Source organism: Pseudomonas putida (genome assembly GCF_002025705.1).
GTDB lineage: Bacteria > Pseudomonadota > Gammaproteobacteria > Pseudomonadales > Pseudomonadaceae > Aquipseudomonas > Aquipseudomonas putida_J.
In genome coordinates this window covers 1,336,546-1,357,613 of sequence record NZ_CP018846.1, presented here as the reverse complement: position 1 = coordinate 1,357,613, position 21,068 = coordinate 1,336,546, and the positions used below count along the sequence as shown (strand labels likewise).

General features: G+C 64.4%; 17 protein-coding genes and 4 tRNA genes. 4 read left to right on the top strand and 17 right to left on the bottom strand.

The features are described from left to right. The first annotated feature begins 23 nt into the window (after nucleotides 1-23). Complete coding sequence (locus BUQ73_RS06275; RefSeq protein WP_079227091.1) at nucleotides 24-1,004, top strand: DUF1853 family protein; 981 nt, start codon at nucleotides 24-26, stop codon at nucleotides 1,002-1,004. Nucleotides 1,005-1,167: 163 nt separating this feature from the next. Further along, the gene (gene cybB, locus BUQ73_RS06270; RefSeq protein WP_027919134.1) at nucleotides 1,168-1,713 is read left to right on the top strand and encodes a cytochrome b561; all 546 of its coding nucleotides are present in this window, start codon (nucleotides 1,168-1,170) and stop codon (nucleotides 1,711-1,713) included. Here the strand turns inward: cybB and BUQ73_RS06265 are convergent. Further along, nucleotides 1,704-2,594: a 1-aminocyclopropane-1-carboxylate deaminase/D-cysteine desulfhydrase gene (locus BUQ73_RS06265; RefSeq protein ID WP_079227090.1), complete on the bottom strand. Its 891-nt coding sequence runs from the start codon at nucleotides 2,592-2,594 to the stop codon at nucleotides 1,704-1,706. The genes cybB and BUQ73_RS06265 overlap by 10 nt on opposite strands. A gap of 156 nt (nucleotides 2,595-2,750) precedes the next feature. Continuing rightward, the gene (locus BUQ73_RS06260; RefSeq protein WP_079227089.1) at nucleotides 2,751-4,787 is read right to left on the bottom strand and encodes an NADPH-dependent 2,4-dienoyl-CoA reductase; all 2,037 of its coding nucleotides are present in this window, start codon (nucleotides 4,785-4,787) and stop codon (nucleotides 2,751-2,753) included. Nucleotides 4,788-4,973: 186 nt separating this feature from the next. Between BUQ73_RS06260 and BUQ73_RS06255 the strand changes: the two genes are divergently transcribed. Together BUQ73_RS06255 and BUQ73_RS06250 are read left to right on the top strand one after the other, a co-directional pair. Then, a complete protein-coding gene (locus tag BUQ73_RS06255) occupies nucleotides 4,974-6,092 on the top strand; it encodes a nitrilase-related carbon-nitrogen hydrolase (protein ID WP_079227088.1) in 1,119 nt (372 codons plus the stop codon). 4 nt (nucleotides 6,093-6,096) lie between these two features. After that, on the top strand, nucleotides 6,097-7,137 hold the full coding sequence (locus tag BUQ73_RS06250) for an AraC family transcriptional regulator (protein WP_079227087.1): 1,041 nt from the start codon (nucleotides 6,097-6,099) through the stop codon (nucleotides 7,135-7,137). 224 nt (nucleotides 7,138-7,361) lie between these two features. Here the strand turns inward: BUQ73_RS06250 and BUQ73_RS06245 are convergent, their stop codons facing one another. The 15 genes from BUQ73_RS06245 to BUQ73_RS06175 form a co-directional block, all read right to left on the bottom strand. Beyond that, nucleotides 7,362-8,186, bottom strand: a complete 825-nt coding sequence (locus BUQ73_RS06245; protein ID WP_079227086.1) for a DUF2242 domain-containing protein — start codon at nucleotides 8,184-8,186, stop codon at nucleotides 7,362-7,364. Between the two features lie 190 nt (nucleotides 8,187-8,376). Then, nucleotides 8,377-8,453, bottom strand: a tRNA-Asp gene (locus BUQ73_RS06240). A gap of 140 nt (nucleotides 8,454-8,593) precedes the next feature. Continuing rightward, nucleotides 8,594-8,670 (bottom strand) — tRNA-Asp (locus BUQ73_RS06235). A gap of 99 nt (nucleotides 8,671-8,769) precedes the next feature. Next, a tRNA-Asp gene (locus BUQ73_RS06230) sits at nucleotides 8,770-8,846 on the bottom strand. Between the two features lie 67 nt (nucleotides 8,847-8,913). After that, a tRNA-Val gene (locus tag BUQ73_RS06225) sits at nucleotides 8,914-8,989 on the bottom strand. Between the two features lie 148 nt (nucleotides 8,990-9,137). Next, a complete protein-coding gene (locus tag BUQ73_RS06220; protein WP_177326700.1) occupies nucleotides 9,138-9,908 on the bottom strand; it encodes an SDR family oxidoreductase in 771 nt (256 codons plus the stop codon). Beyond that, on the bottom strand, nucleotides 9,908-11,119 hold the full coding sequence (locus BUQ73_RS06215; protein WP_079227085.1) for an O-succinylhomoserine sulfhydrylase: 1,212 nt from the start codon (nucleotides 11,117-11,119) through the stop codon (nucleotides 9,908-9,910). Before BUQ73_RS06215 ends, BUQ73_RS06220 begins: the two co-directional genes overlap by 1 nt. Nucleotides 11,120-11,134: 15 nt before the next feature. Further along, on the bottom strand, nucleotides 11,135-12,640 hold the full coding sequence (purF, locus tag BUQ73_RS06210) for an amidophosphoribosyltransferase (RefSeq protein ID WP_079227084.1): 1,506 nt from the start codon (nucleotides 12,638-12,640) through the stop codon (nucleotides 11,135-11,137). A 42-nt stretch (nucleotides 12,641-12,682) separates the two neighbouring features. Beyond that, a complete protein-coding gene (locus BUQ73_RS06205; protein ID WP_027919143.1) occupies nucleotides 12,683-13,240 on the bottom strand; it encodes a CvpA family protein in 558 nt (185 codons plus the stop codon). 274 nt (nucleotides 13,241-13,514) lie between these two features. Next, on the bottom strand, nucleotides 13,515-14,189 hold the full coding sequence (locus BUQ73_RS06200) for an SPOR domain-containing protein (RefSeq protein ID WP_079227083.1): 675 nt from the start codon (nucleotides 14,187-14,189) through the stop codon (nucleotides 13,515-13,517). A 4-nt stretch (nucleotides 14,190-14,193) separates the two neighbouring features. Then, on the bottom strand, nucleotides 14,194-15,480 hold the full coding sequence (gene folC, locus BUQ73_RS06195; RefSeq protein ID WP_079227082.1) for a bifunctional tetrahydrofolate synthase/dihydrofolate synthase: 1,287 nt from the start codon (nucleotides 15,478-15,480) through the stop codon (nucleotides 14,194-14,196). Beyond that, on the bottom strand, nucleotides 15,480-16,373 hold the full coding sequence (gene accD / locus BUQ73_RS06190; RefSeq protein WP_079227081.1) for an acetyl-CoA carboxylase, carboxyltransferase subunit beta: 894 nt from the start codon (nucleotides 16,371-16,373) through the stop codon (nucleotides 15,480-15,482). Before accD ends, folC begins: the two co-directional genes overlap by 1 nt. 222 nt (nucleotides 16,374-16,595) lie before the next feature. Further along, nucleotides 16,596-17,216 carry a phosphoribosylanthranilate isomerase gene (locus tag BUQ73_RS06185; RefSeq protein WP_079227080.1) on the bottom strand — a complete coding sequence of 207 codons (621 nt, stop codon included), beginning with the start codon at nucleotides 17,214-17,216 and terminating at the stop codon, nucleotides 16,596-16,598. Between the two features lie 60 nt (nucleotides 17,217-17,276). Further along, complete coding sequence (gene truA / locus BUQ73_RS06180) at nucleotides 17,277-18,131, bottom strand: tRNA pseudouridine(38-40) synthase TruA (protein ID WP_027919148.1); 855 nt, start codon at nucleotides 18,129-18,131, stop codon at nucleotides 17,277-17,279. A 159-nt stretch (nucleotides 18,132-18,290) separates the two neighbouring features. Then, nucleotides 18,291-21,035, bottom strand: coding sequence for a FimV/HubP family polar landmark protein (locus tag BUQ73_RS06175; RefSeq protein WP_079227079.1), 2,745 nt, complete (start codon nucleotides 21,033-21,035; stop codon nucleotides 18,291-18,293). Between the last annotated feature and the right edge of the window lie 33 nt (nucleotides 21,036-21,068).

Sequence of the window (21,068 nt, the reverse complement as noted above, 5' to 3'; positions counted from 1 at the left end):
GGCGGGGTGACGATGTCGCGATTATGGGCGAAACGACCGGGCAGCGGCAAACCGGCTATGCTCGCAACATGATGCCATTTGCCGAGCTCCATGAGCTGCCCCGCCACTTGCGCCGCCCTGCCGTGCGCGACCTGGCCTGGACCCTGCTGTCGCCTGCGCTGCTCAGCGCCCCGCCCTGCCCCCAGCGCCACCCGCTGGCGGGCAGTGCCTGGTCGGGTGATCCGCAACGCCTGCAGGACTGGCTGCGTGCCCTGGATGCAGATGACCGGCCCTTGCGCGACTGGTTGGCCAAGCTCACCAGCCGGCGCCTGGGGTTGTACTACGAAGGTCTGTGGCAGTTTGCCCTGGCGCAAGCGCCCGGGGTCGAGTTGCTGGCGTCCAACCTGGCGATTCGTGCAGGCGGGCGAACCTTGGGCGAGCTGGACATTCTGATGCGTGATGGCGAAGGCACTCATCATCTGGAGCTGGCGATCAAGCTCTACCTTGGGCCGACCGTGGACGACGGGCGCGACCCGGTGCAATGGCTCGGGCCAGGCTGCCATGACCGCCTGGGGAGCAAGCTGGCCCACGTCGCCGGGCACCAGCTGCCCATGTCGGCAGACGCACAGAGCCGCGAAGCACTGGCTGCTTTGGGGGTTGCCCAGGTGCAGGCGCACCTGTGGCTGAGCGGCTATCTGTTCTACCCATGGCCAGGGCATGCCGAGCCGCCTGCAGGTGCCAACCCCCGGCATTTGCGCGGGCGCTGGGTACGGCGAAGCGATTGGCGCGTTGCAGCGGATGAACACTGGCAACCACTGGCGCGGCATGCCTGGCTGGCGCCCGCGCGGGTCGAGACGGATGAATGCTGGACGGTGCAGCTGTTTGCAGACTGGCTGGAGCAGCTGGACGAACATACACCGGCGCAACTGCTGGTGAGGTTGGAGTTGGGTGGCGATGGTGCCTGGCAGGAAGCCGAGCGCGTGTTTCTGGTGGCTGACAGCTGGCCACACCTACCCGGAAATTGAGGTTGCCTGCACCGGCCCTTTCGCGGCGGTTCGACGCGAAAGGGCCGAGACTGACAACACAAATTTCACCGACCTGGCGCAAAACTTTCTTCCCAGATTGCGATTACAGTTACCCCAGAGCGCCAGCAAGAGCGCCATTCCGACCTGATGACGAGGACCGATCATGGTTTCATCCACCCCCGCGCCCCATTACGCACGCCTGTCCATCGCCCTGCATTGGCTGATGCTGGTACTGCTGGCCGCTGTTTACGCCTGCATCGAGTTCCGCGGCCTGTTCCCCAAGGACAGCGCAGAACGCAACCTGATGAAGGACCTGCACTTCATGCTCGGCCTGAGTGTGTTCGTGCTGGTCTGGCTGCGCCTGGCCGTGCGCCTGAGCCGCCCGACCCCGCCTATCGTGCCCAAGCCGCCAGCCTGGCAGACCGGCCTTGCGCACCTGATGCACCTGGCGCTGTACCTGCTGATGATCGGCCTGCCCCTGGCCGGCTGGCTGATTCTCAGTGCCGCCGACAAACCGGTGCCGTTCTTCGGCCTGGAACTGCCGCACCTGATCGGCCCAAACCCGGACCAGGCCAAGTTCATCAAGGGCTGGCATGAGCGGGTGGCGACCTGGGGTTACTGGCTGATCGGCCTGCATGCGCTGGCCGGGCTCTACCACCACTACGTGCAGCGCGACAACACGCTGCTGCGCATGCTGCCCTACAAGTAACCACGACGGCCCTGCAGGCCGCCCGTGTGCAGGAAGATCAGGCGGGTACCGGGCGCGAACAGCCCGGCCTCGACCTGATCGCGCAGGGCCAGCAAGGCCTTGCCGGTGTACAGAGCCTCGAGTGGCACGCCAGTGTGCTGCTCACTCTCGGCGACGAAGGCCAGCAACTCATCATCGAACTTGCCGAAGCCGCCACGGCAGGCATCGTGCAACTGGTAGCCCTGCGTGCCGGCCAGTTCAGCGACTGTCTCCGGCACGCCATGATCCATCGGCACCGCCAACGCGCCATGCACTGCATGCGCCCCTGCCTCAGCCAGCACCAGCCCTGCCAGCGTGGTGCCGGTGCCTGCGGCCAGCCACCAGGCGTCGTAGCCCGGCCAGCCCTGTGTCGCAAGTTGCGCACGCGCCTGCTCGACGATCAGCGCACAACCCTCGGCGCCTGCTGCACCGCCACCGCCCTCGGGAATGCAGTGCCAGCCTGGATAACGCGCCTGCCAAGGCTGCCAGAATCCCGCCTCATGGCGTGCCCGATAGCCTCCATAACCCAGCCAGTGCAGTTCCATGCCCAATGCTTGCAGGTCGCGTACCGTGGGGGTGTCCTGAGGGTGGCCGCGCAACAGCCCGGCAGTGGCGAAGCCGAAGCGTTTGCCGGCTGCAGCCAGGGCGTGGAGGTGGTTGGAATGATTGCCGCCCAGGCTGATCAGGCCGGGGGCACTGGACTGATGGGCTTGCTGCAGGTGGTGGCGAAGCTTGAACCACTTGTTGCCGCTGATCAGTGGGTCGATCAGGTCCAGGCGCAGAATCGCGGCTTGGATTTCAGCTTGCTGGAGCCAAGGCAGAGCCAGATGCTGGAGCGGGGCTTGGGGTAGAGGCAGGTACATGGTGCGGAGTCTATCAGTGAAATCCTGGGGGCGCTGTGCGCCCCTTTCCGACCGGTCCGGCGCCCCGGCAAGGCCGCTCCTACAAGGGAACGTGTCGCCTGTAGGAGCGGCCTTGCCGGACCGGTCGGAAAGGGCCGCTGTGCGGCCCCGGTGATCTCAAAGTTCAGCGGCCAATCGAGACCCTTGGTTGATGGCCCGCTTGGCATCCAGCTCGGCTGCCACATCGGCGCCGCCGATCAGGTGCACCGACTGCCCTGCCGCCAGCAGCCCTTCATGAAGCTCACGCAACGGCTCCTGCCCGGCGCAGATCACCACGTTGTCCACTGCCAGCACCTGCGGCTCGCCGTCGCCAACACGAATATGCAGGCCGGCGTCGTCAATCTGCAGGTACTCGACACTGTTGAGCATCTGCACCTGTTTGTTTTTCAACCCGGTACGGTGAATCCAGCCAGTGGTCTTGCCCAGGCCATCGCCGACCTTGGACTTCTTGCGCTGCAACAGGTACACCTGCCGCGCCGGCGCGTGTGGCTCGGCCTTGACACCGGCAACCCCACCGCGCGCCTCCAGGTGGGTATCGATCCCCCACTCTTTCCAGAACGCTTCGCGGTCCTGGCTGCTGGCCACGCCCTGATGCACCAGATACTCGGAAACGTCGAAGCCGATGCCGCCCGCGCCAATCACCGCGACCGATTTGCCGACCGGTTTGCGCTCGAGCAGCACGTCCAGGTAGCTCAGCACCTTGGCATGCTCGACACCGGGAATGGCCGGGGTACGCGGCGCAATACCACTGGCCAGGATGATCTCGTCGTAACCACCGCTTACCAGCGCCTGCACGTCGACCCGGGTATTCAGGCGCAGGTCGACACCGGTGCTTTTCACCTTGTTGCGGAAATAGCGCAAGGTCTCGTGGAATTCCTCCTTGCCCGGCACCCGTTTGGCCACGTTGAACTGCCCACCAATCTCGCTGGCGGCATCGAACAACGTCACCTCATGGCCACGCTCGGCCGCCACAGTGGCCGCTGCCAGGCCTGCCGGGCCGGCGCCAACCACGGCGATGCGCTTCACGGCGCGCACCGGCAGGTAGTTGAGCTCGGTCTCGTGGCAGGCCCGCGGGTTGACCAGGCAACTGGTCAGCTTGCCGCCGAAGGTGTGGTCCAGGCACGCCTGGTTGCAGCCGATGCAGGTGTTGATTTCGTCGGCACGCCCTTCTGAAGCCTTGTTGACGAAGTCCGGGTCGGCCAGGAACGGCCGGGCCATCGACACCATGTCCGCGTCACCCTCGGCCAGCACCGCTTCGGCCACTTCCGGGGTATTGATGCGGTTGGTGGTGATCAGCGGAATGCTCACCACGCCGCGCAGCTTGGCGGTGACCTTGCTGAACGCCGCACGCGGCACTTTGGTGGCGATGGTCGGGATGCGCGCCTCATGCCAGCCGATGCCGGTGTTGATCAATGTTGCGCCGGCCTGCTCGATGGCCTTGGCCAGCAGCTCGATCTCGTCCCAGGTGCTGCCACCCTCGACCAGGTCAAGCATCGACAGGCGGAAGATGATAATGAAGTTCGGCCCCACCGCATCGCGCACACGGGTGACGATCTGCACCGCCAGGCGCATGCGGTTTTCGTAGCTGCCGCCCCAGCGATCAGTGCGGTGGTTGGTGTGGGCGGCGAGGAACTGGTTGATGAAGTAGCCTTCCGAGCCCATGATCTCGACACCGTCGTAGCCCGCGCGCTGGGCCAGCACGGCGCAATTGACGAAGTCGGCGATCTGCTTCTCGATACCCGCTTCGTCCAGTTCCTTGGGTTTGAACGGGTTGATCGGTGCCTGGATCGCGCTCGGCGCCACCTGGCGCGGGCTGTAGGCGTAGCGCCCGGCATGCAGGATCTGCAGGCAGATCTTGCCACCCGCGGCATGCACGGCCTCGGTGACGATGCGATGCTTGTCAGCTTCTTCCTCAGTGCTGAGCTTGGCAGCGCCGGAGTACACCCCACCTTCATCGTTCGGGGCAATGCCACCCGTGACCATCAGGCCGACACCACCCCGGGCGCGCTCGGCAAAATACGCCGCCATGCGCTCGAAACCGCCCGGGCGCTCCTCGAGGCCGGTGTGCATCGAGCCCATCAGGGTGCGGTTGCGCAAGGTGGTGAAGCCCAGATCCAGCGGGGCCAGCAAATGCGGGTAGCGGTCGGCAGCCATGGTACGGTTCCCCAGGTGGCGTGATCACGGAATGCGAGTACCTCTGCGGGTGCCCGTCGTTTGTCTGCCTGCGACATTAAACAGCCGTTTGAACGCGCTCAATGATCGAAACTGACAACTTATTGATCCTTACGCACAGCAGTACTACCCTAGGTAACCCTCTTATCCAAGGCGCTGCACCGCTTCATGCGAAAACTCCTGGCAGGCGCCCTGGCGCTGGTGACGATTGCCGCGCTCTGCGGTTACGGCTTCTGGACCCAACAGCGCCCGGAAGGCCACTACCTCTCCGATTTGCGCATCGAACTGGCGCTCAACCACGGCGTGCCTGGCGAGCATGGCAATCTGCTGGGTGTCGAGCCGTTGCTGTTCCCCAGCGACTACCAGAACCTGCAACGTCTGCACCGCAAGCTTTCTGCCTACCTGGAGCAGGCACGCGCCCAGGGCCTGGTTGGCCCACGCACGGTCGTGGTGCTGCCCGAGCACATCGGTACCTGGCTGTGGGCGCGAGGCGAAAAAAACGAGCTGTACCAGGTCACCCGCAACCGTGACGCCGAGCAGTGGCTGGAGCTGAGCAATCCGTTGCGCTATGGCCTGGCGATGCTGAGCGCCAATGGCGACGATCGGCGCGCCGATGCCCACCTGCGCATGAAAGCCCAGCAGATGGCCAGCGATTACCAGCTACTGTTCGGCGGCCTGGCAAAGGAGTTCGGCGTGACCCTGGTGGCAGGCTCGATCGTACTGCCTGCGCCCTACGTCGATCAGGGCGTGCTGCACATTGGCCACGGGCCGCTGTTCAACAGCAGCATGGTGTTCGCTGCAGATGGCTCGCTGCTGGGCCAACCCCAACACCAGCAATACCCCGACAGCGAAACACGGCGCTACATCCACCCTGGCCGGGATTACCCGTTGCAGGTAGTGCAGACTCCCGCCGGCCGCCTCGGCGTACTGATCGGCAGTGACAGCTGGTACCCCGAGAACCAGCGCCAATTGCAGCAGCAGCAGGTCCAGCTGATCGCCAACCCGGTGTTCCTCAGCGGCAAAGGTAGCTGGGATGCCCCCTGGCGCGGCAATCGCCACCAGGACGCCGCTGCCGAGCTGGCCCTGCAACGCGGCGAGGTCAGCGAACAGACCGCCTGGCAACGCCTGACCCAGGCCGCAGGTAACAGTGTCAGCAGCATGAGCGTGTTCATGCGTGGGCAGTTCTGGGAACAGGGCAGCGACGGCCAGGGCTTCGCCCATCAGTCAGGTGAGTTGCTGGCAGGCCCCCCCAGCCACGGCGCGCGCCTGCTGAACGTGTGGCTGTAGGCACATGAGCCGCCCCCGCGTGCGCCTGGGCGACCTTTCGGTAGGTTTCGTCCAGCCTCTTGCCGAGGCGCTGCGCGAACTGGGCCATGATCCGGAGTCGCTGTTGCAGCAGTACGGGCTTGATGCCGCACGCCTGGCCGAAGCCGGTGCGCGCCTGTCGATCCCGCGCTACATGCACTTGGGGCATGCGGCCATCGCGCTGTGTGGCGAGCCTGCGCTGGGCTTGCGCATGGGGCAACTCAGTCGCCTGGCCCAGGCCGGTTTGGCGGGCGTCACAGCAGGTCAGGCACCGACCCTGGGAGAGGCTGCACGCACGCTGCTGCGTTTCGAGCCACTTTACGCCGCCAACTATCGTGGCCATTCCAGCTACCAGGAAGACGCCCAGGGCGCATGGCTGCGCTTTTATTCGATCAGCCCCTACAACGACTACAACCGCTTTGTGGTCGATTCGCTGCTGGCCGGCTGGCTGGCTCAGCTCGCCGCCCTGGCTGGCACCCCTTTGCAGGCCGAGCGCCTGGAAGTCGAATTCGATGCACCCGGCTACGCCGCCAGGTATCAACCCCTTTGCAGCACACCCGTGCAGTTCGCTGCCAGCGCCAACCGCTTGCGCCTGAGCCGCAGCACGCTCGAGCTGGCCAACCCACAGCACTGCCCGAGCACCTTCGCCCACCTGCTGCAGTTGTGTGAAGCGCAGATGCTCCAGCGCACCCGGGTACGCAGCCTGGGCGAGCGTATAACCCATCTGCTCGGGCCGTTGCTCAATGGCGGCCGTGAACCCGACCTGGAAGAGGTGGCATTGCACCTGCAACTGCCCACCTGGACACTGCGGCGCAAACTGGCTGAAGAAGGCACGCGTTTTCGCGACCTGCTCAATGACACACGGCGCGACCTTGCCGAAGCCTATATCCGCGATACAGAGCTGGCCTTTGGCGAAATTGCCTATCTGTTGGGGTTTGCATCGGCAGAGGCCTTCCAGCGCGCATTCAAGCGCTGGACGGGCCTTACGCCGGGGGAGTTTCGCCGCAATCAGCGGCGGGCAGGTTAGAGCTCTGTGGCGTCGTCTGCCGGTTCTGGCGGGTCCAGTTCGTAAGCCTGAAATTCGAGCAGCTCTTCCTGATAATCATCCATCGCCCTGCGTCCTCTACTCATCTGTCTTCGTTGGTCATGCCTTCAACCTAAGGGAACCGGGTGAAGGATTGATGACAAGCTCATGAGTGGTAAACGTAGCAGGTGTTCAGGAACTTATCGCCGCTCATCTGTAACAGCTAATTAAAGCGACGACGGTGCCGGCGCAGCAGGCTGCGCGTCCTGCTGCACCTGAATCGGTGCAGCCTCCGCTGGCGGCGCCACCGGTTGCGAACCCTGGCTGTCATCGACCACCGGCTTGGCAACTGCTTCACTGGCAGGGGCAACCGCCGCAGGTGCGGGAGTGGTTTCAACCAAGGGGGCAGCCGTTGGCGGTGCGGCTGCAGGCGCCACCGCTGCCTGCTCCGGCAAGCCCAGGTCTGGCGCGGGCTTTTCGGGCTTGACGACAGGCGCCTCGACCTTGGCCTTGGCGACCTTCTTCGGCTTGGGCAGGAAACTTTCGACAAGGGCGAAGTAACGGTCGTAGAACTGGGCCGCCGTCACCGTCTCGCTGGCGACCTTGACCATCGAGTCGTCGCTGGAGCCAATCGGCATGGATACCGAGCCGAGCACACCGACACCCAGGCTGGCCGAGCTGTTGGACTTCTTCAGACTGTAGCGGTCCTGCAGGGCGTTGGCGAACATGGTCGAACGCTTGTCGTCGTTGACATCTGGCGCACAGGTCACGTTGAAGCTGATCTGCAGGTGGTTTTCGCTGTTCTGCTGGAAGCTCTTGTTGCCCATTACCTGGTTGGCGCCACTGCTGGTGATGATGTAACCCTGGCTGAGCAACGCACGGCGGGCCGCTTCGCAGGAGCCGGCATCGGTCACCGGGAAGCTGCGCGAATAGGTCCCCGAATCGTCGAAGTTCTCGTGCTCGTAGATGGCGGCTTTCTTCGAGGAGCAACCGGTCACGCCCGCCAGCACCAGGGCCAGCCCGAGCGCACCAAAGACGGATGATCTGGTCATTGCGAATTCCGGGTAAGTCAAAAAGAGGCCTATTGTGCATCACAGCAGGCAAGCACAGGAACCGTTGATCGGTGAAGAGTCTGTCAGGTTCGTGTAAATCTGGTCATCGCCGAGGCCCAGAAACGAAAAAAGCGACCCGAAGGTCGCTTTCTCGTTGCTTCAAGGCGTTCAAGGGGCCTTGAAACGAAGATGGCGCAGCGGACGGGACTCGAACCCGCGACCCCCGGCGTGACAGGCCGGTATTCTAACCGGCTGAACTACCGCTGCGTATCATTCAGGCTTGCGCCCGATTGAAACCTGGGTCTACCCTTCCGGCGCGATGGCCTCAGGGCAGGCACAAAAAAAGCGACATCAGATCGCTTCATTTGTGTTTGCTTCAAGGTGTTCTAGGGACCTCGAAACGAAGATGGCGCAGCGGACGGGACTCGAACCCGCGACCCCCGGCGTGACAGGCCGGTATTCTAACCGACTGAACTACCGCTGCGTATCGTTCAGGCTTGCGCCTGATTGAAACTGGGATCAGCCTCAGGCGTTTTGCCTTCGGCTTCAGACCGGTGCCAGGCACCCATCTGTTACTGAAAAATGGCGCAGCGGACGGGACTCGAACCCGCGACCCCCGGCGTGACAGGCCGGTATTCTAACCGACTGAACTACCGCTGCGCAGTGCGTTTCTCTCCGGCTATCGGCTTCATCAGAAGCGTCCAGCGCTAGAAACAATCTCAGGAAGTGGTGGGTGATGACGGGATCGAACCGCCGACCCTCTGCTTGTAAGGCAGATGCTCTCCCGGCTGAGCTAATCACCCTCGCGATGTTGCTTGTTGCGTTTGCTTCGCTGAGGCCGCGAAATTTACGCAGGTACCGAAGCTAAGTCAATAGCCCCGTTGATTTTTTTTCAAAAAAGGCAAAAACGGAAAAGGGACCTTTCGGTCCCCTTGCCTTATGGCTGCCTGCTCAGGTGTAGATCATCTTGCGGGTCATGCCGCCGTCGACCACGAACTCCTGGCCGGTAACGAACCCGGCCTGGCGCGACAGCAGCCAGGCGACCATGGCCGCAACATCTTCCACGGTCCCTACCCTGCCGGTCGGATGCTGGGCATGATCGGCATCGGTCAACGGCTCGGCACGGCGCTGGGAAGGGTCACGCGCATCGATCCAGCCCGGGCTCACCGCATTGACGCGGATCTCCGGGCCCAGGCTCATGGCCAGGGCATGGGTCAAGGCCACCAGGCCGCCCTTGCTCGCCGCATAGGCCTCGGTGTCCGGCTCGGACTGCCGGGCACGGGTCGAGGTCAGGTTGACGATTGCGCCATTGTGCGCACGCAGGTACGGCGCACAATGCTTGGCCAGCAGCATGGGGCCATTGAGGTTGACCGCCAGCACCCGGTTCCACTGCGCCAGGCTCAGGCTTTCCAGGGTCTGGTTGTGCGGGTTGGCGATTGCCGCGTTGCACACCAGCGCATCCAGCCGCCCGAACTGGCCGAGCACCTCGGACACACCGGCACTGACCTGGGCTTCGTCGGCCACGTCCATGGTGATGAACCAGGCGTTCTCGCCCAAGGCCTTGGCAACCTTGTTGCCGCGCTGGCGGTCAAGGTCGCTGAGCACCACTTGCCAACCTTCGCAGATAAGCCAGGCGGCAATGCCCAGGCCGATGCCGCGGGCGGCACCGGTGACCAGGGCAACCCGACCGTTATGGCCTGGCACACCGCCTCGGATTTCCATCACAGCACCGCCAACCCACGGGCGAGGTCCGCCTGCAGGTCAGCCACGTCTTCCAGGCCCACGGCAACCCGGATCAGGCTGTCGCGAATGCCCGCCGCTTCACGCTCTTGCGGCGTAAGGCGGCCGTGGGAGGTGGTGGCCGGGTGGGCGATGGTCGTCTTGCTGTCGCCGAGGTTGGTGGTGATCGAAATCACCCGGGTCGCATCGATGAAGCGCCAGGCGCCCTCTTTGCCGCCTTTGACCTCGAAGCTGACCACCGCACCAAAGCCGCTCATCTGGCGCTTGGCCAGTTCGTGCTGCGGGTGGCTCGGCAGGCCGGCGTAATGCACCTTCTCCACGCCATCCTGTTGCTCCAGCCACTCGGCCAGCAGCTGGGCGCTCTCGCAGTGCGCACGCATGCGCAGCTTGAGGGTTTCCAGGCCCTTGGTGAAGATCCAGGCATTGAACGGGCTGAGGGTCGGCCCGGCGGTACGCAGGAAGCCCACCACTTCTTTCATCTGCTCGGCGCGGCCGGCAACCACGCCACCCATGCAACGGCCCTGGCCATCGATGAACTTGGTGGCCGAGTGGAACACGATGTCGGCACCGAGCTTGAGCGGTTGCTGCAAGGCCGGGGTGCTGAAGCAGTTGTCTACCACCAGCATGGCGCCACGGGCGTGGGCAATTTCAGCCAGCGCACGGATGTCGACCAGTTCGGCCAGCGGGTTGGACGGCGATTCGACGATCAGCAGCTTGGTGTTGTCCTTGATGGCCTTTTCCCAGCCAGCGAGGTCGACCAGTGGCACGTAGTCCACCTGCACGCCGAAGCGCTTGAAGTACTTCTCGAACAGGCTGATGGTCGAGCCGAACACGCTCTGCGACACCAGCACGTGGTCACCAGCGCTGCACAGAGACATGACCACGGCAAGGATCGCCGCCATGCCGGTGGAAGTGCCCACGGCCTGCTCTGCACCCTCCATGGCCGCCAGGCGCTCTTCGAACGCACGCACGGTCGGGTTGGTATAGCGCGAGTAGACATTGCCCGGCGTTTCGCCGGCAAAGCGCGCAGCGGCGTCGGCCGCCGTGCGGAACACATAGCTGGAGGTCAGGAACAGCGCTTCGCTGTGCTCGGCCTCCGGTGTACGGTTTTGACCGGCGCGCACCGCCAGGGTGTCGAAACCGACACCCTCGAGGTCACTGTCCAGTCGTCCGGCATCCCATTGATCCGTCATGCCGTCGCTCCCAAATCAGTTGTTGTAGAGGTCGATGATCGCGCTGACCGCCTGGTTCTTGACCTTGGCCAAGTCGTTACGGGCCTGCTCGATGCGGTCGAGGTAGGCTTCATCGATGTCGCCGGTGACGTATTCACCGTTGAACACCGCGCAATCGAAGTGATCGATCTTGATCTTGCCGCCACCGACCGAGTCGATGAGGTCTGGCAGGTCCTGGTAGACCAGCCAGTCGGCGCCGATCAACTCGGCCACCTGTTCGGTGGTACGGTTGTGGGCGATCAGTTCGTGAACACTCGGCATGTCGATGCCGTAGACGTTGGGGTAGCGCACCGCAGGGGCTGCGGAGCAGAAGTAGACGTTCTTGGCGCCGGCTTCGCGGGCCATCTGGATGATCTGCTTGCAGGTGGTGCCGCGCACGATCGAGTCGTCCACCAGCATCACGTTCTTGCCGCGGAACTCCAGCTCGATGGCGTTGAGCTTCTGGCGCACCGACTTCTTGCGCGCAGCCTGGCCAGGCATGATGAAGGTACGGCCGATGTAGCGGTTCTTGACGAAGCCTTCGCGGAACTTCACGCCCAGGCGGTTGGCCAGTTCCAGCGCGGCAGTACGGCTGGTGTCCGGAATCGGGATGACCACGTCGATATCGTGCTCCGGGCGCTCGCGCATGATCTTGTCGGCGAGCTTTTCACCCATGCGCAGACGGGCCTTGTACACCGAGATACCGTCGATGATCGAGTCCGGGCGAGCCAGGTAGACGTGCTCGAAGATGCACGGCTGCAGCTTCGGCGCGTCGGCACACTGCTTGGTGAACAGCTGGCCTTCTTCGGTGATGTATACCGCTTCGCCTGGCGCCAGGTCGCGGATCAGGGTGAAACCGAGCACATCCAGGGCAACGCTTTCCGAGGCGATCATGTACTCCACGCCTTCGTCGGTGTGGCGCTGGCCGAACACTACCGGGCGAATGCCATGCGGGTCACGGAAACCGACGATACCGTAGCCGGTGATCATCGCGACCACCGCATAGCCACCGACGCAGCGGCTGTGCACGTGGGAGACTGCCGCAAACACGTCTTCTTCGGTCGGCTGCAGCTTGCCACGCACGGCCAGCTCATGGGCGAACACGTTCAGCAGCACTTCCGAGTCGGAATTGGTGTTGACGTGGCGCAGATCGGACTCGTAGATCTCCTTGGCCAGCTGCTCGACGTTGGTCAGGTTGCCGTTGTGCGCCAGGGTGATGCCGTATGGCGAGTTGACGTAGAACGGCTGGGCTTCGGCCGAAGTCGAGCTGCCCGCGGTCGGGTAGCGCACGTGGCCGATGCCGATGCTGCCGACCAGGCGCTGCATGTGGCGCTGCTGGAACACGTCGCGCACCAGGCCATTATCCTTGCGCAGGAACAACCGGCCGTCGTGGCTGGTCACGATACCGGCAGCGTCCTGGCCGCGGTGCTGGAGGACCGTAAGCGCGTCATACAGCGCCTGATTGACGTTCGACTTACCGACGATACCGACGATGCCACACATGCGACGCAACCCCTACTTTGATGAAACTAGAACGAACAGCGCTCAGGGCTTTGCCGGCCCGAGCAACTGCTCCTTGAATGGAAGATCAGCCGGAGCGCTGATCAGCCCACTGGAAGTCCACTGCCCGGTGAAACCCAGGATCAGGTTTTTCGACCAGTCAGCGACCAATAGAAACTGTGGTATCAGGCGTGATTCCTGCCACCAGGTGTCTTGTTGCACCGGCCCCAGGCTGAGCAGCCCGACGGCCACCACCACCAGCAAGCCCCCGCGCGCGGCGCCAAAGGCCATGCCGAGGAAACGATCGGTACCGGACAGCCCGGTCACGCGGATCAGCTCGCCGATGAGGAAGTTGAGCATGGCCCCCACCAGCAGGGTGGCGACGAAAAGAATGGCGCAGCCGGCGATGATGCGCATCGACGGTGTCTGGATGTAGCTTTCAAGGTACACCGAAAGCGACCCGCCGAACATCCAGGCGACCGCCCCCGCAACGATCCAGATGAGCAGGGACAAGGCCTCCTTGACGAAGCCGCGCTTGAGACTGATCAGTGTGGAGACGGCGATGATCGCGATGATCGCCCAATCAACCAGGGTAAAGGCCACGGTGCTGCCTGCAGACGTTTGAGGCGGCGCATTTTACCAGAGCGAAAGGCTGGGAGTAAGCGGAATGTCAGGTGGATCGGCGGGTCAGGTTTTCAGGCCTGCGGCGCCCTTTTGTGAGCGGCCTTGCCGGGGCGCCGGACCGGTCGGAAAGGGCTGCAAAGCAGCCCCGGCAATTCGCGAGTTTTCGCTGAAATCCTGGGGCCGCTTCGCGCCCCTTTCCGACCGGTCCGGCGCCCCGGCAAGGCCGCTCCTACAATGGCGGCAGTGCGCAGCCTCAGCCTTTTTCAGGCTGGAATCGCGTCACGAAGCCATTGAGCTTCTGCTGGCGGTTGATCACGTCTTTCAGCCTGTCAGCTTCGGCTCGCTCGATCAGCGGGCCGACATACACCCGGTTCATGCCACCAGCCGAGCGGATATAGGCGTTGTAGCCCTGGCTGCGCAGGGTCTTCTGCAGGTTCTCGGCGCCGGCCCGGCTGGACAGGCTGGCCAGCTGGATCGACCAGCTCACCGGCAAGCCATTGACGTCGATCTTCGACGGCGCAGGTGCAGACGCTACCGGCGCAGTCGCCTTGGCTGCAGGTGCTGGCGCGGGCGCTGGCGTCGGCACAGGCGTCTGCGGCTTGGGCTGAGCTTGCACCTGGGGCTGAGGCTGGGTCTGCGGCGACGGCGTGATCGGCTGGCTCGGCGTCCTCACCGGCGCTGTCGACTCGTTGACCACCACCGGCTGCTGCTGGGGCTCCTCCGGCAGCGGCTGCGGCTCAGGCACTGCCACCTGCTCGACCTTGACCTCCGGCAGGCTCGGCATGGCCGGCGCCTGCGGGGCGTCGACACGCACCTGGCGCATCTCGTCCTGGCGGGTGAACAGCATCGGCAGGAAGATCACCGCCAGCGCCACCAGCACCAACGCACCCACCATGCGCTGTTTCATCCCTTTGTCCAGCACTGCCATCTAGTCACCCCTCCAGGGCCTGCCGCTCCAGCCATTCCAGGGCCTCGGCGACACAGAAAAACGAACCGAACAGCAGAATCTGGTCATCCGCCGTCGCCTGCGCGCATTGCCCTTCAAGGGCGGCGTCGACGCTGGCGTAAGACTTCACCGCAGCGCCGTGGTTCGTCAAGGCAGCGGCCAATTCGGCAGCCGGACGGCTGCGTGGCGTGTGCAGAGGCGCAACCGCCCAGTCGTCGACCAGCCCATGCAGCGGCGCGATGACACCCTGCAGGTCCTTGTCGGCAAGCAGGCCGAACACCGCCAGGCGACGACCTTTCAGCGGGCGCGCGGCCAGACGCCGGGCCAGATACTCCGCAGCATGCGGGTTATGCCCGACATCCAGCAGCAGTTCCACAGCCCGGCCCTGCCAGGTCAACTGACGACGATCGAGGCGCCCGGTGATGCGGGTGTCGAGCAAGGCCTGGCGGATCTGCCGGGCATCCCACGGCAAGCCCATCAGCAGGTAGGCCTGCAAGGCCAGGCTAGCGTTCTCCATAGGCAGGTCGAGCAGCGGCAGGCCATGCAGCTCGACCGGCTTGCCGTCTACCGTGACCCCGCGCCAGTCCCAGCCAGCTTCGCTGCTTGCCAGATCGAAATCACGGCCGCGCAGGAACAGCGGCGCAGCCAGTTCGGCGGCCTTGTCCAGCAGCGGTTGTGGTGGATCGAGATCACCGCACAATGCCGGTTTGCCCTGGCGGAAGATGCCGGCCTTCTCGAAGGCCACCAGCTCGCGGGTATCGCCCAGGTAGTCGACATGGTCAACGCCGATGCTGGTCACCAGCGCCAGGTCGGCATCTACCACGTTCACGGTGTCCAGGCGGCCACCGAGGCCCACTTCGAGCACCACGGCATCCAGCTGCGACTGGTAGAACAACCAGAACGCCGCCAGCGTGCCCATCTCGAAGTAGGTCAGGGAAATTTCGCCCCGCGCCGCCTCGACGGCGGCGAAGGCTTCGCACAGGCGCTCATCGCTGGCTTCACGGCCATCGATCACTACCCGTTCGTTGTAGCGCAGCAGGTGAGGCGAGCTGTACACGCCCACCTTCAGCCCCTGGGCGCGCAGCAGCGAGGCCACGAAGGCGCAGGTCGAGCCTTTGCCGTTGGTGCCAGTCACCGTTACCACGCGTGGCGCCAGCTTGCCCAGCGCCAGCCGGGCAAGCACCTTCTGCGACCGCTCCAGGCCCATGTCGATGGCCGAGGGGTGCAACTGCTCGAGGTAGGCGAGCCACTCGCCCAGGGATCGTTGTTTCATCACGCGACCGCAGCGACCTCACGGGCCTGCTCAGGGGTTTCCTGGCCGGTCATCTGTGCCAGCAGGCGAGCCAGGCGCGGGCGCAGGTCGCCACGGGAGATGATCAGGTCGATGGCGCCGTGCTCCAGCAGGAACTCGCTGCGCTGGAAGCCTTCCGGCAGTTTTTCGCGCACGGTCTGCTCGATCACGCGTGGGCCGGCGAAGCCGATCAGCGCCTTCGGCTCACCGACAATGACGTCGCCGAGCATTGCCAGGCTGGCGGAAACGCCGCCGTAGACTGGGTCGGTCAGCACCGAGATGAACGGAATGCCTTCTTCGCGCAGGCGCGCCAGCACGGCCGAAGTCTTGGCCATCTGCATCAGCGAGATCAGCGCTTCCTGCATGCGCGCGCCGCCGGAAGCCGAGAAGCAGACCATCGGGCAGCGGTTTTCCAGGGCGTAGTTGGCGGCGCGCACGAAGCGCTCACCGACGATGGCACCCATGGAGCCGCCCATGAACGAGAACTCGAAGGCGCTGACCACGATCGGCATGCCCATCAAGGTGCCGCTCATGGAGATCAGGGCGTCTTTTTCGCCGGTCTGCTTCTGCGCACCGACCAGGCGGTCCTTGTATTTCTTGCCGTCACGGAACTTCAGGCGGTCGACCGGCTCCAGGTCGGCACCCAGCTCGGCGCGGCCTTCCGGGTCGAGGAAGATGTCGATGCGGGCACGTGCGCCGATGCGCATGTGGTGGTTGCACTTGGGGCAGACATCCAGGGTCTTTTCCAGCTCCGGACGATACAGCACGGCCTCGCAGGCCGGGCACTTGTGCCACAGGCCTTCCGGCACCGAGCTCTTCTTCACCTCGGAACGCATGATCGAAGGGATCAGTTTGTCGACTAACCAGTTGCTCATGCTTTCTTTCTCCAGTATTGGCGGACGGGGACCGGACTGGCCGGCCATGCCCTGCCCTTGAGCTCAAATTCTTCTATGAAACGATGACGGCCCGGCCACAGGGGCTGCCTGCGTGCCGCGCCGTCTTCAATCTGTCGTTTGGCCAAACGGCATGCCGCTGGCCGCCCCGCAGGGCTGCGAAACCTATGGACGATGGCGCGCCGCCAGCCGTCACATCTGCCGTCACGCCTGCTTCACCGCACGCATGAAGGCTTCGATCTTCGCCGCGTCCTTGATGCCCTTGGCTTCCTCAACACCACCACTGACATCGACCGCATACGGCTGCACCTGGGCGATCGCCTGGCCGACATTGTCAGCCGACAACCCGCCCGCGAGGATGATCGGCTTACTCAGACGCGCCGGCACCAACGACCAGTCGAAGGCCTCGCCGGTACCGCCAGGCACACCGGCCACGTAGGTGTCGAGGAGAATGCCGCGAGCGCCGGCATAGTGCTTGCAGGCCGCTTCCAGGTCATCGCCCGGGCGCACTCGCAGGGCCTTGATCCAGGGGCGGTGATAGCCTTCGCAATCGGCCGGGGTTTCGTCGCCGTGGAACTGTAGCAGGTCCAGCGGCACCGCCTCGATAATCTCGTTCAGCTCGCAACGCGAAGCGTTGACGAACAACCCCACAGTGGTCACGAACGGTGGCAGCTCGGCAATGATCGCCCGCGCCTGGCGCACGTCCACGGCACGCGGGCTTTTGGCATAGAAGACGAAACCGATGGCATCGGCCCCCGCCTCGGCGGCGGCCAGCGCGTCTTCGATGCGGGTGATCCCGCAGATCTTGCTGCGAACGTTGCTCATGGACAGCAAACCTTGAGTGAGTGGTGAAAGGCCCGATGGTAGCAAATGACTACCGACGCGTCAGTCGGCCAGCGCCTCGTAACCGGTCAAAAAGTGTGGGCCGATGTAACGCTGCGGCAGCTGGAATTCTTCCGGGTACTCCACCTGCACCAGGTACAGGCCATAGGGGTGCGCGGTAACCCCGCCTTCTCGCCGGTTGCGCCCCTCCAGCACTTCGCGCGCCCACTCGACCGGGCGTTCGCCGGCACCGATGGTCATCAGCACACCGGCGATGTTGCGCACCATGTGGTGCAGGAAAGCGGTAGCACGCACGTCCAGCACGATCATCTGGCCATGGCGGGTCACGCGCAGGTGGTGGATGTGCTTGATCGGCGACTTGGCCTGGCACTGGCTGGCACGGAAAGCGCTGAAGTCATGAGTGCCAAGCAGGTACTGGGCGGCCTGGGCCATGCGCTCGACGTCCAGCGGGCGGTGGTTCCAGGTGACTTCTTCGGCCAGATGCGCGGGGCGGATCGGGTCGTTGTAGATCACATAGCGATAGCGCCGGGCACAGGCCTTGAAACGCGCATGGAAGTCTGCCGGCATCGGCCGCGACCAGACCACGCTGATGTCGTGGGGCAGGTTGAAGTTGGTACCCAGGGTCCAGGCACGCTCATCACGCACGGCACGGGTGTCGAAATGCACGATCTGCCCGCAGCCATGCACGCCAGCATCGGTGCGCCCGGCGCAGATGACACTGATCGGTTCGTCGGCCACCTTCGACAACGCTTGCTCCAGGGCCTGCTGAACACTGGGCACACCACTGGCCTGGCGCTGCCAGCCACGATAGCGTGAACCTTTGTATTCCACACCCAGGGCAATGCGGGTGAAGCCTTCGGCGGCCGATTCGGTGGCGGCAGTGTCGATGATGTCCAAGAGCGTGAAACCTGTGGGTGGTACGGATTGGCGGGGATTATAACGACAACGGCAGCCATGTAGGGCTGCCATTGATTTTGCATGAGCTTCGATGGCCTCTTCGCGGGTGAATCGGGGCGCCGAACCGATTCACCCGCGAAGAGCCCCGGGAGGGCAGCCTCAGACCAGGCGCGACAACATCTCTTCGGCTTCCTGACGCTGGCCGTCATCACCATCCTTGACCACTTCGTCAAGGATGTCGCGGGCGCCCTGGTGGTCGCCCATGTCGATGTAGGCACGTGCCAGGTCAAGCTTGGTTGCCACCTCGTCGGCACCGGAGAAGAAGTCGAAGTCGAGGTCGTCCAGTGGTGCAGGTTCGGCGGCGGCGTCCTCAGCGGTGAAGTGCGGCTCCAGCGATGGCGACTCCAGGCTCTGCGACAGCTTGTCGAGCTCGGCGTTGACGTCGCTCAGCTCCGAGGCGAAGCTTTTGGCAGCCGGTGAGTCGTCATCCAGCGACAGCGACAGGTCGAAGTCTTCAGGCAGCTCCAGCTCGGAAATCGGGTCGAATTCCGGGATGGCGTCGAAGGCTGCCAGCTCGGCGGCGACATCCACCGGCTCTTCATCCGCGACAACCGGGGTTGCCGGGGCTGCCGCTTCAGCGCCATCCAGATCGAAATCGGACAGGTCGAAATCGGCCAGGTCGTCGACACTCTGCGGCTCGGCCTGGGCCTGGGCCAGCAAGGCTTCGAAATCGTCATCGGCATCGGTTTCAGGTTCGGCCACTGCCTGTGCTTCGGCCAACGGAACCTCACCCAGCATCGGCGGCTCGAGCTGATCATCAGCCGGCAGATCATCACCCAGGCTCAGGTCGAAGGCGCTGTCCAACTCGTTGTCATCGAGCACCGAGGTCTCGGTGAAGGCCTCGGCGGCGGCTTCAAGCTCGGGCTCAGATTCAGGCGCTGGCTCTGCCACTGGCTCGACGACCGCCTGCGGCTCTGATTCTGCTTCGGGCTCTGGTTCAGCTTCGGCTTCGGCTTCGGCTTCGGCTTCGGCTACAGCCGGCGCTTGCGGCTCTTCCTGAAGCAACTCCTGTACATATTGCTCGTCCATTTCGGCGGCCAGGGCCGCAGCACCCACGCCAACGGCAGCGAGACCCAACATGGCCGGGTAGCGCTCTTTGAGGTTGCTGACCTGAGCAGTATTCGCTTCGCTACCAGGCAGCTTGCGCTCTTGCTCGACGAAGGCGCTGTGGTCGCCCTGACGGGCATAGACGTCCATCAGCTTGAGGCGCAGGGTGTCATTTTCCGGCTGCGCCGCCACGGCCGTTTCCAACAGGTCAGCTGCGTGGTTCAGGCGACCACGCGACACACTCAGGTCGACTTCGGCCAGCAACTCGGCATTAGGGTCCTGAACCGGCTCGGGCTCGACAATCGGCGACGCAGGGGCATCCAGTTTTTCTGCGGCCACGGCGGCGGCGGCCGAGGCGGCCACCACGGCAGGCGAGAGGGTCACGCTCGGCGCGGACACTTCCAGCTGATCGAAGCTGCTTGGCGGCAAGTCGAGATCCGGGCTGCGCTCGCCCTCCTCGGCCAGCGCTCGGGCCATGCGCAGGTGTTTTTCCGCCTCTTGCTGGGCCTTGCGCTTGCGCGCCAGCAGCAATAGCAGGAGCAACAACACAAGGAACGCGGACCCGGCGACCAGGCCCAATACGACCGGATTGCCCAGCATTTCGTCCAGGGCGCTTGGCTGCTGTTGCGCAGCAGCAGCCTCGTCAGCGGGAGCCTCGGCAGGCGCGGTATCGACAGCTGCCGGTGCTGGCGCGACCGCAGGCTCGGCCGGGGCAGCATCGGCTGCTGGGGGCTGTGCAGGGGCCGGCTCGCCAGGCAAGGCGGCCGCAGGCGGCGCCTCAGGTGCCGCGCCTTGGGCTTCAAGGCGCGCCAACTGGTCATTCTTCAGCTGGATCAGCTTCTGCAGCTTGTCCATCTGGCTCTGCAGGTCGCTCACCCGGCTCTTCAGCTCGTCGTTGTCACGGCGGCTGGTATCCAGGCTTTCCTGGGCCACGGCCAGCTTGTCGTTGATGGCCTTGGCGCTGTTACCGCCAGCCTGGTTGCCGGGGCTGACCAGGCGCAGGTTATCGCCCTGGGCGATACGCTCGGGCGCGGCGTCGGCGGCACCGCGGCGGGTGGCATCGAGCTGTCGCGCACGCGGCCCCAAGCGCCGGCCTTCACGCCAGGCCGCATACTGCTCGGCCACTTCACGATTGGCTTCGCCCTGGGGAATGTTCTGGACCTGCTGCTGGTCCGGCAGGCGCAAAACCTGGCCAACCTTCAGCTGGTTGATGTTGTTGCCAATGAAGGCATCCGGGTTGAGCGCCTGGATGGCGATCATGGTCTGCTGCACCGAACCGCCGCCCTGGGTATTGCGGGCGGCGATCTGCCACAAGGTGTCGCGGCGCTTGGTGGTGTAGCTGCCTGCGCTGCTGGTGGCCGGATTGACATTGCCTGCTGCGGGCTGCTGACCCTGGGCCTTGGCCTGGTCGAGCAGCACGCTGTAGTCACGCAACAGGCGGCCCTGGGGCCACATCACCTGGACCAGAAACTTGACCACCGTGCCGGGCAGCGGCTGGCTGGAAGTGACTCGCAGCACACTCTTGCCGTTGGGGTTGATCACCGGGGTGAAGGTCAGGTCTTCGAGGTAGCTCGGAAACTCCACCCCGGCCTTGCTGAACTCTTCCGGTGGCGCCAGGCTCGGCGCCACTTCGGCTGCGGTGAGGTCGCGCACGTCGAGCAGTTCGATCTCTGCATCCAGAGGCTGGTTCTGCGCCGACTTCAATGTCAGTTCACCCAACCCCAGGGCATTCGCCATGCCCGACGTCAGCGCAGACGCTGCCGCCATGGCCAGAACCAGTTTGCGAATTCGAAGCATGACCTCTTCCCTTGTATGAATCGTCCCAAAAAC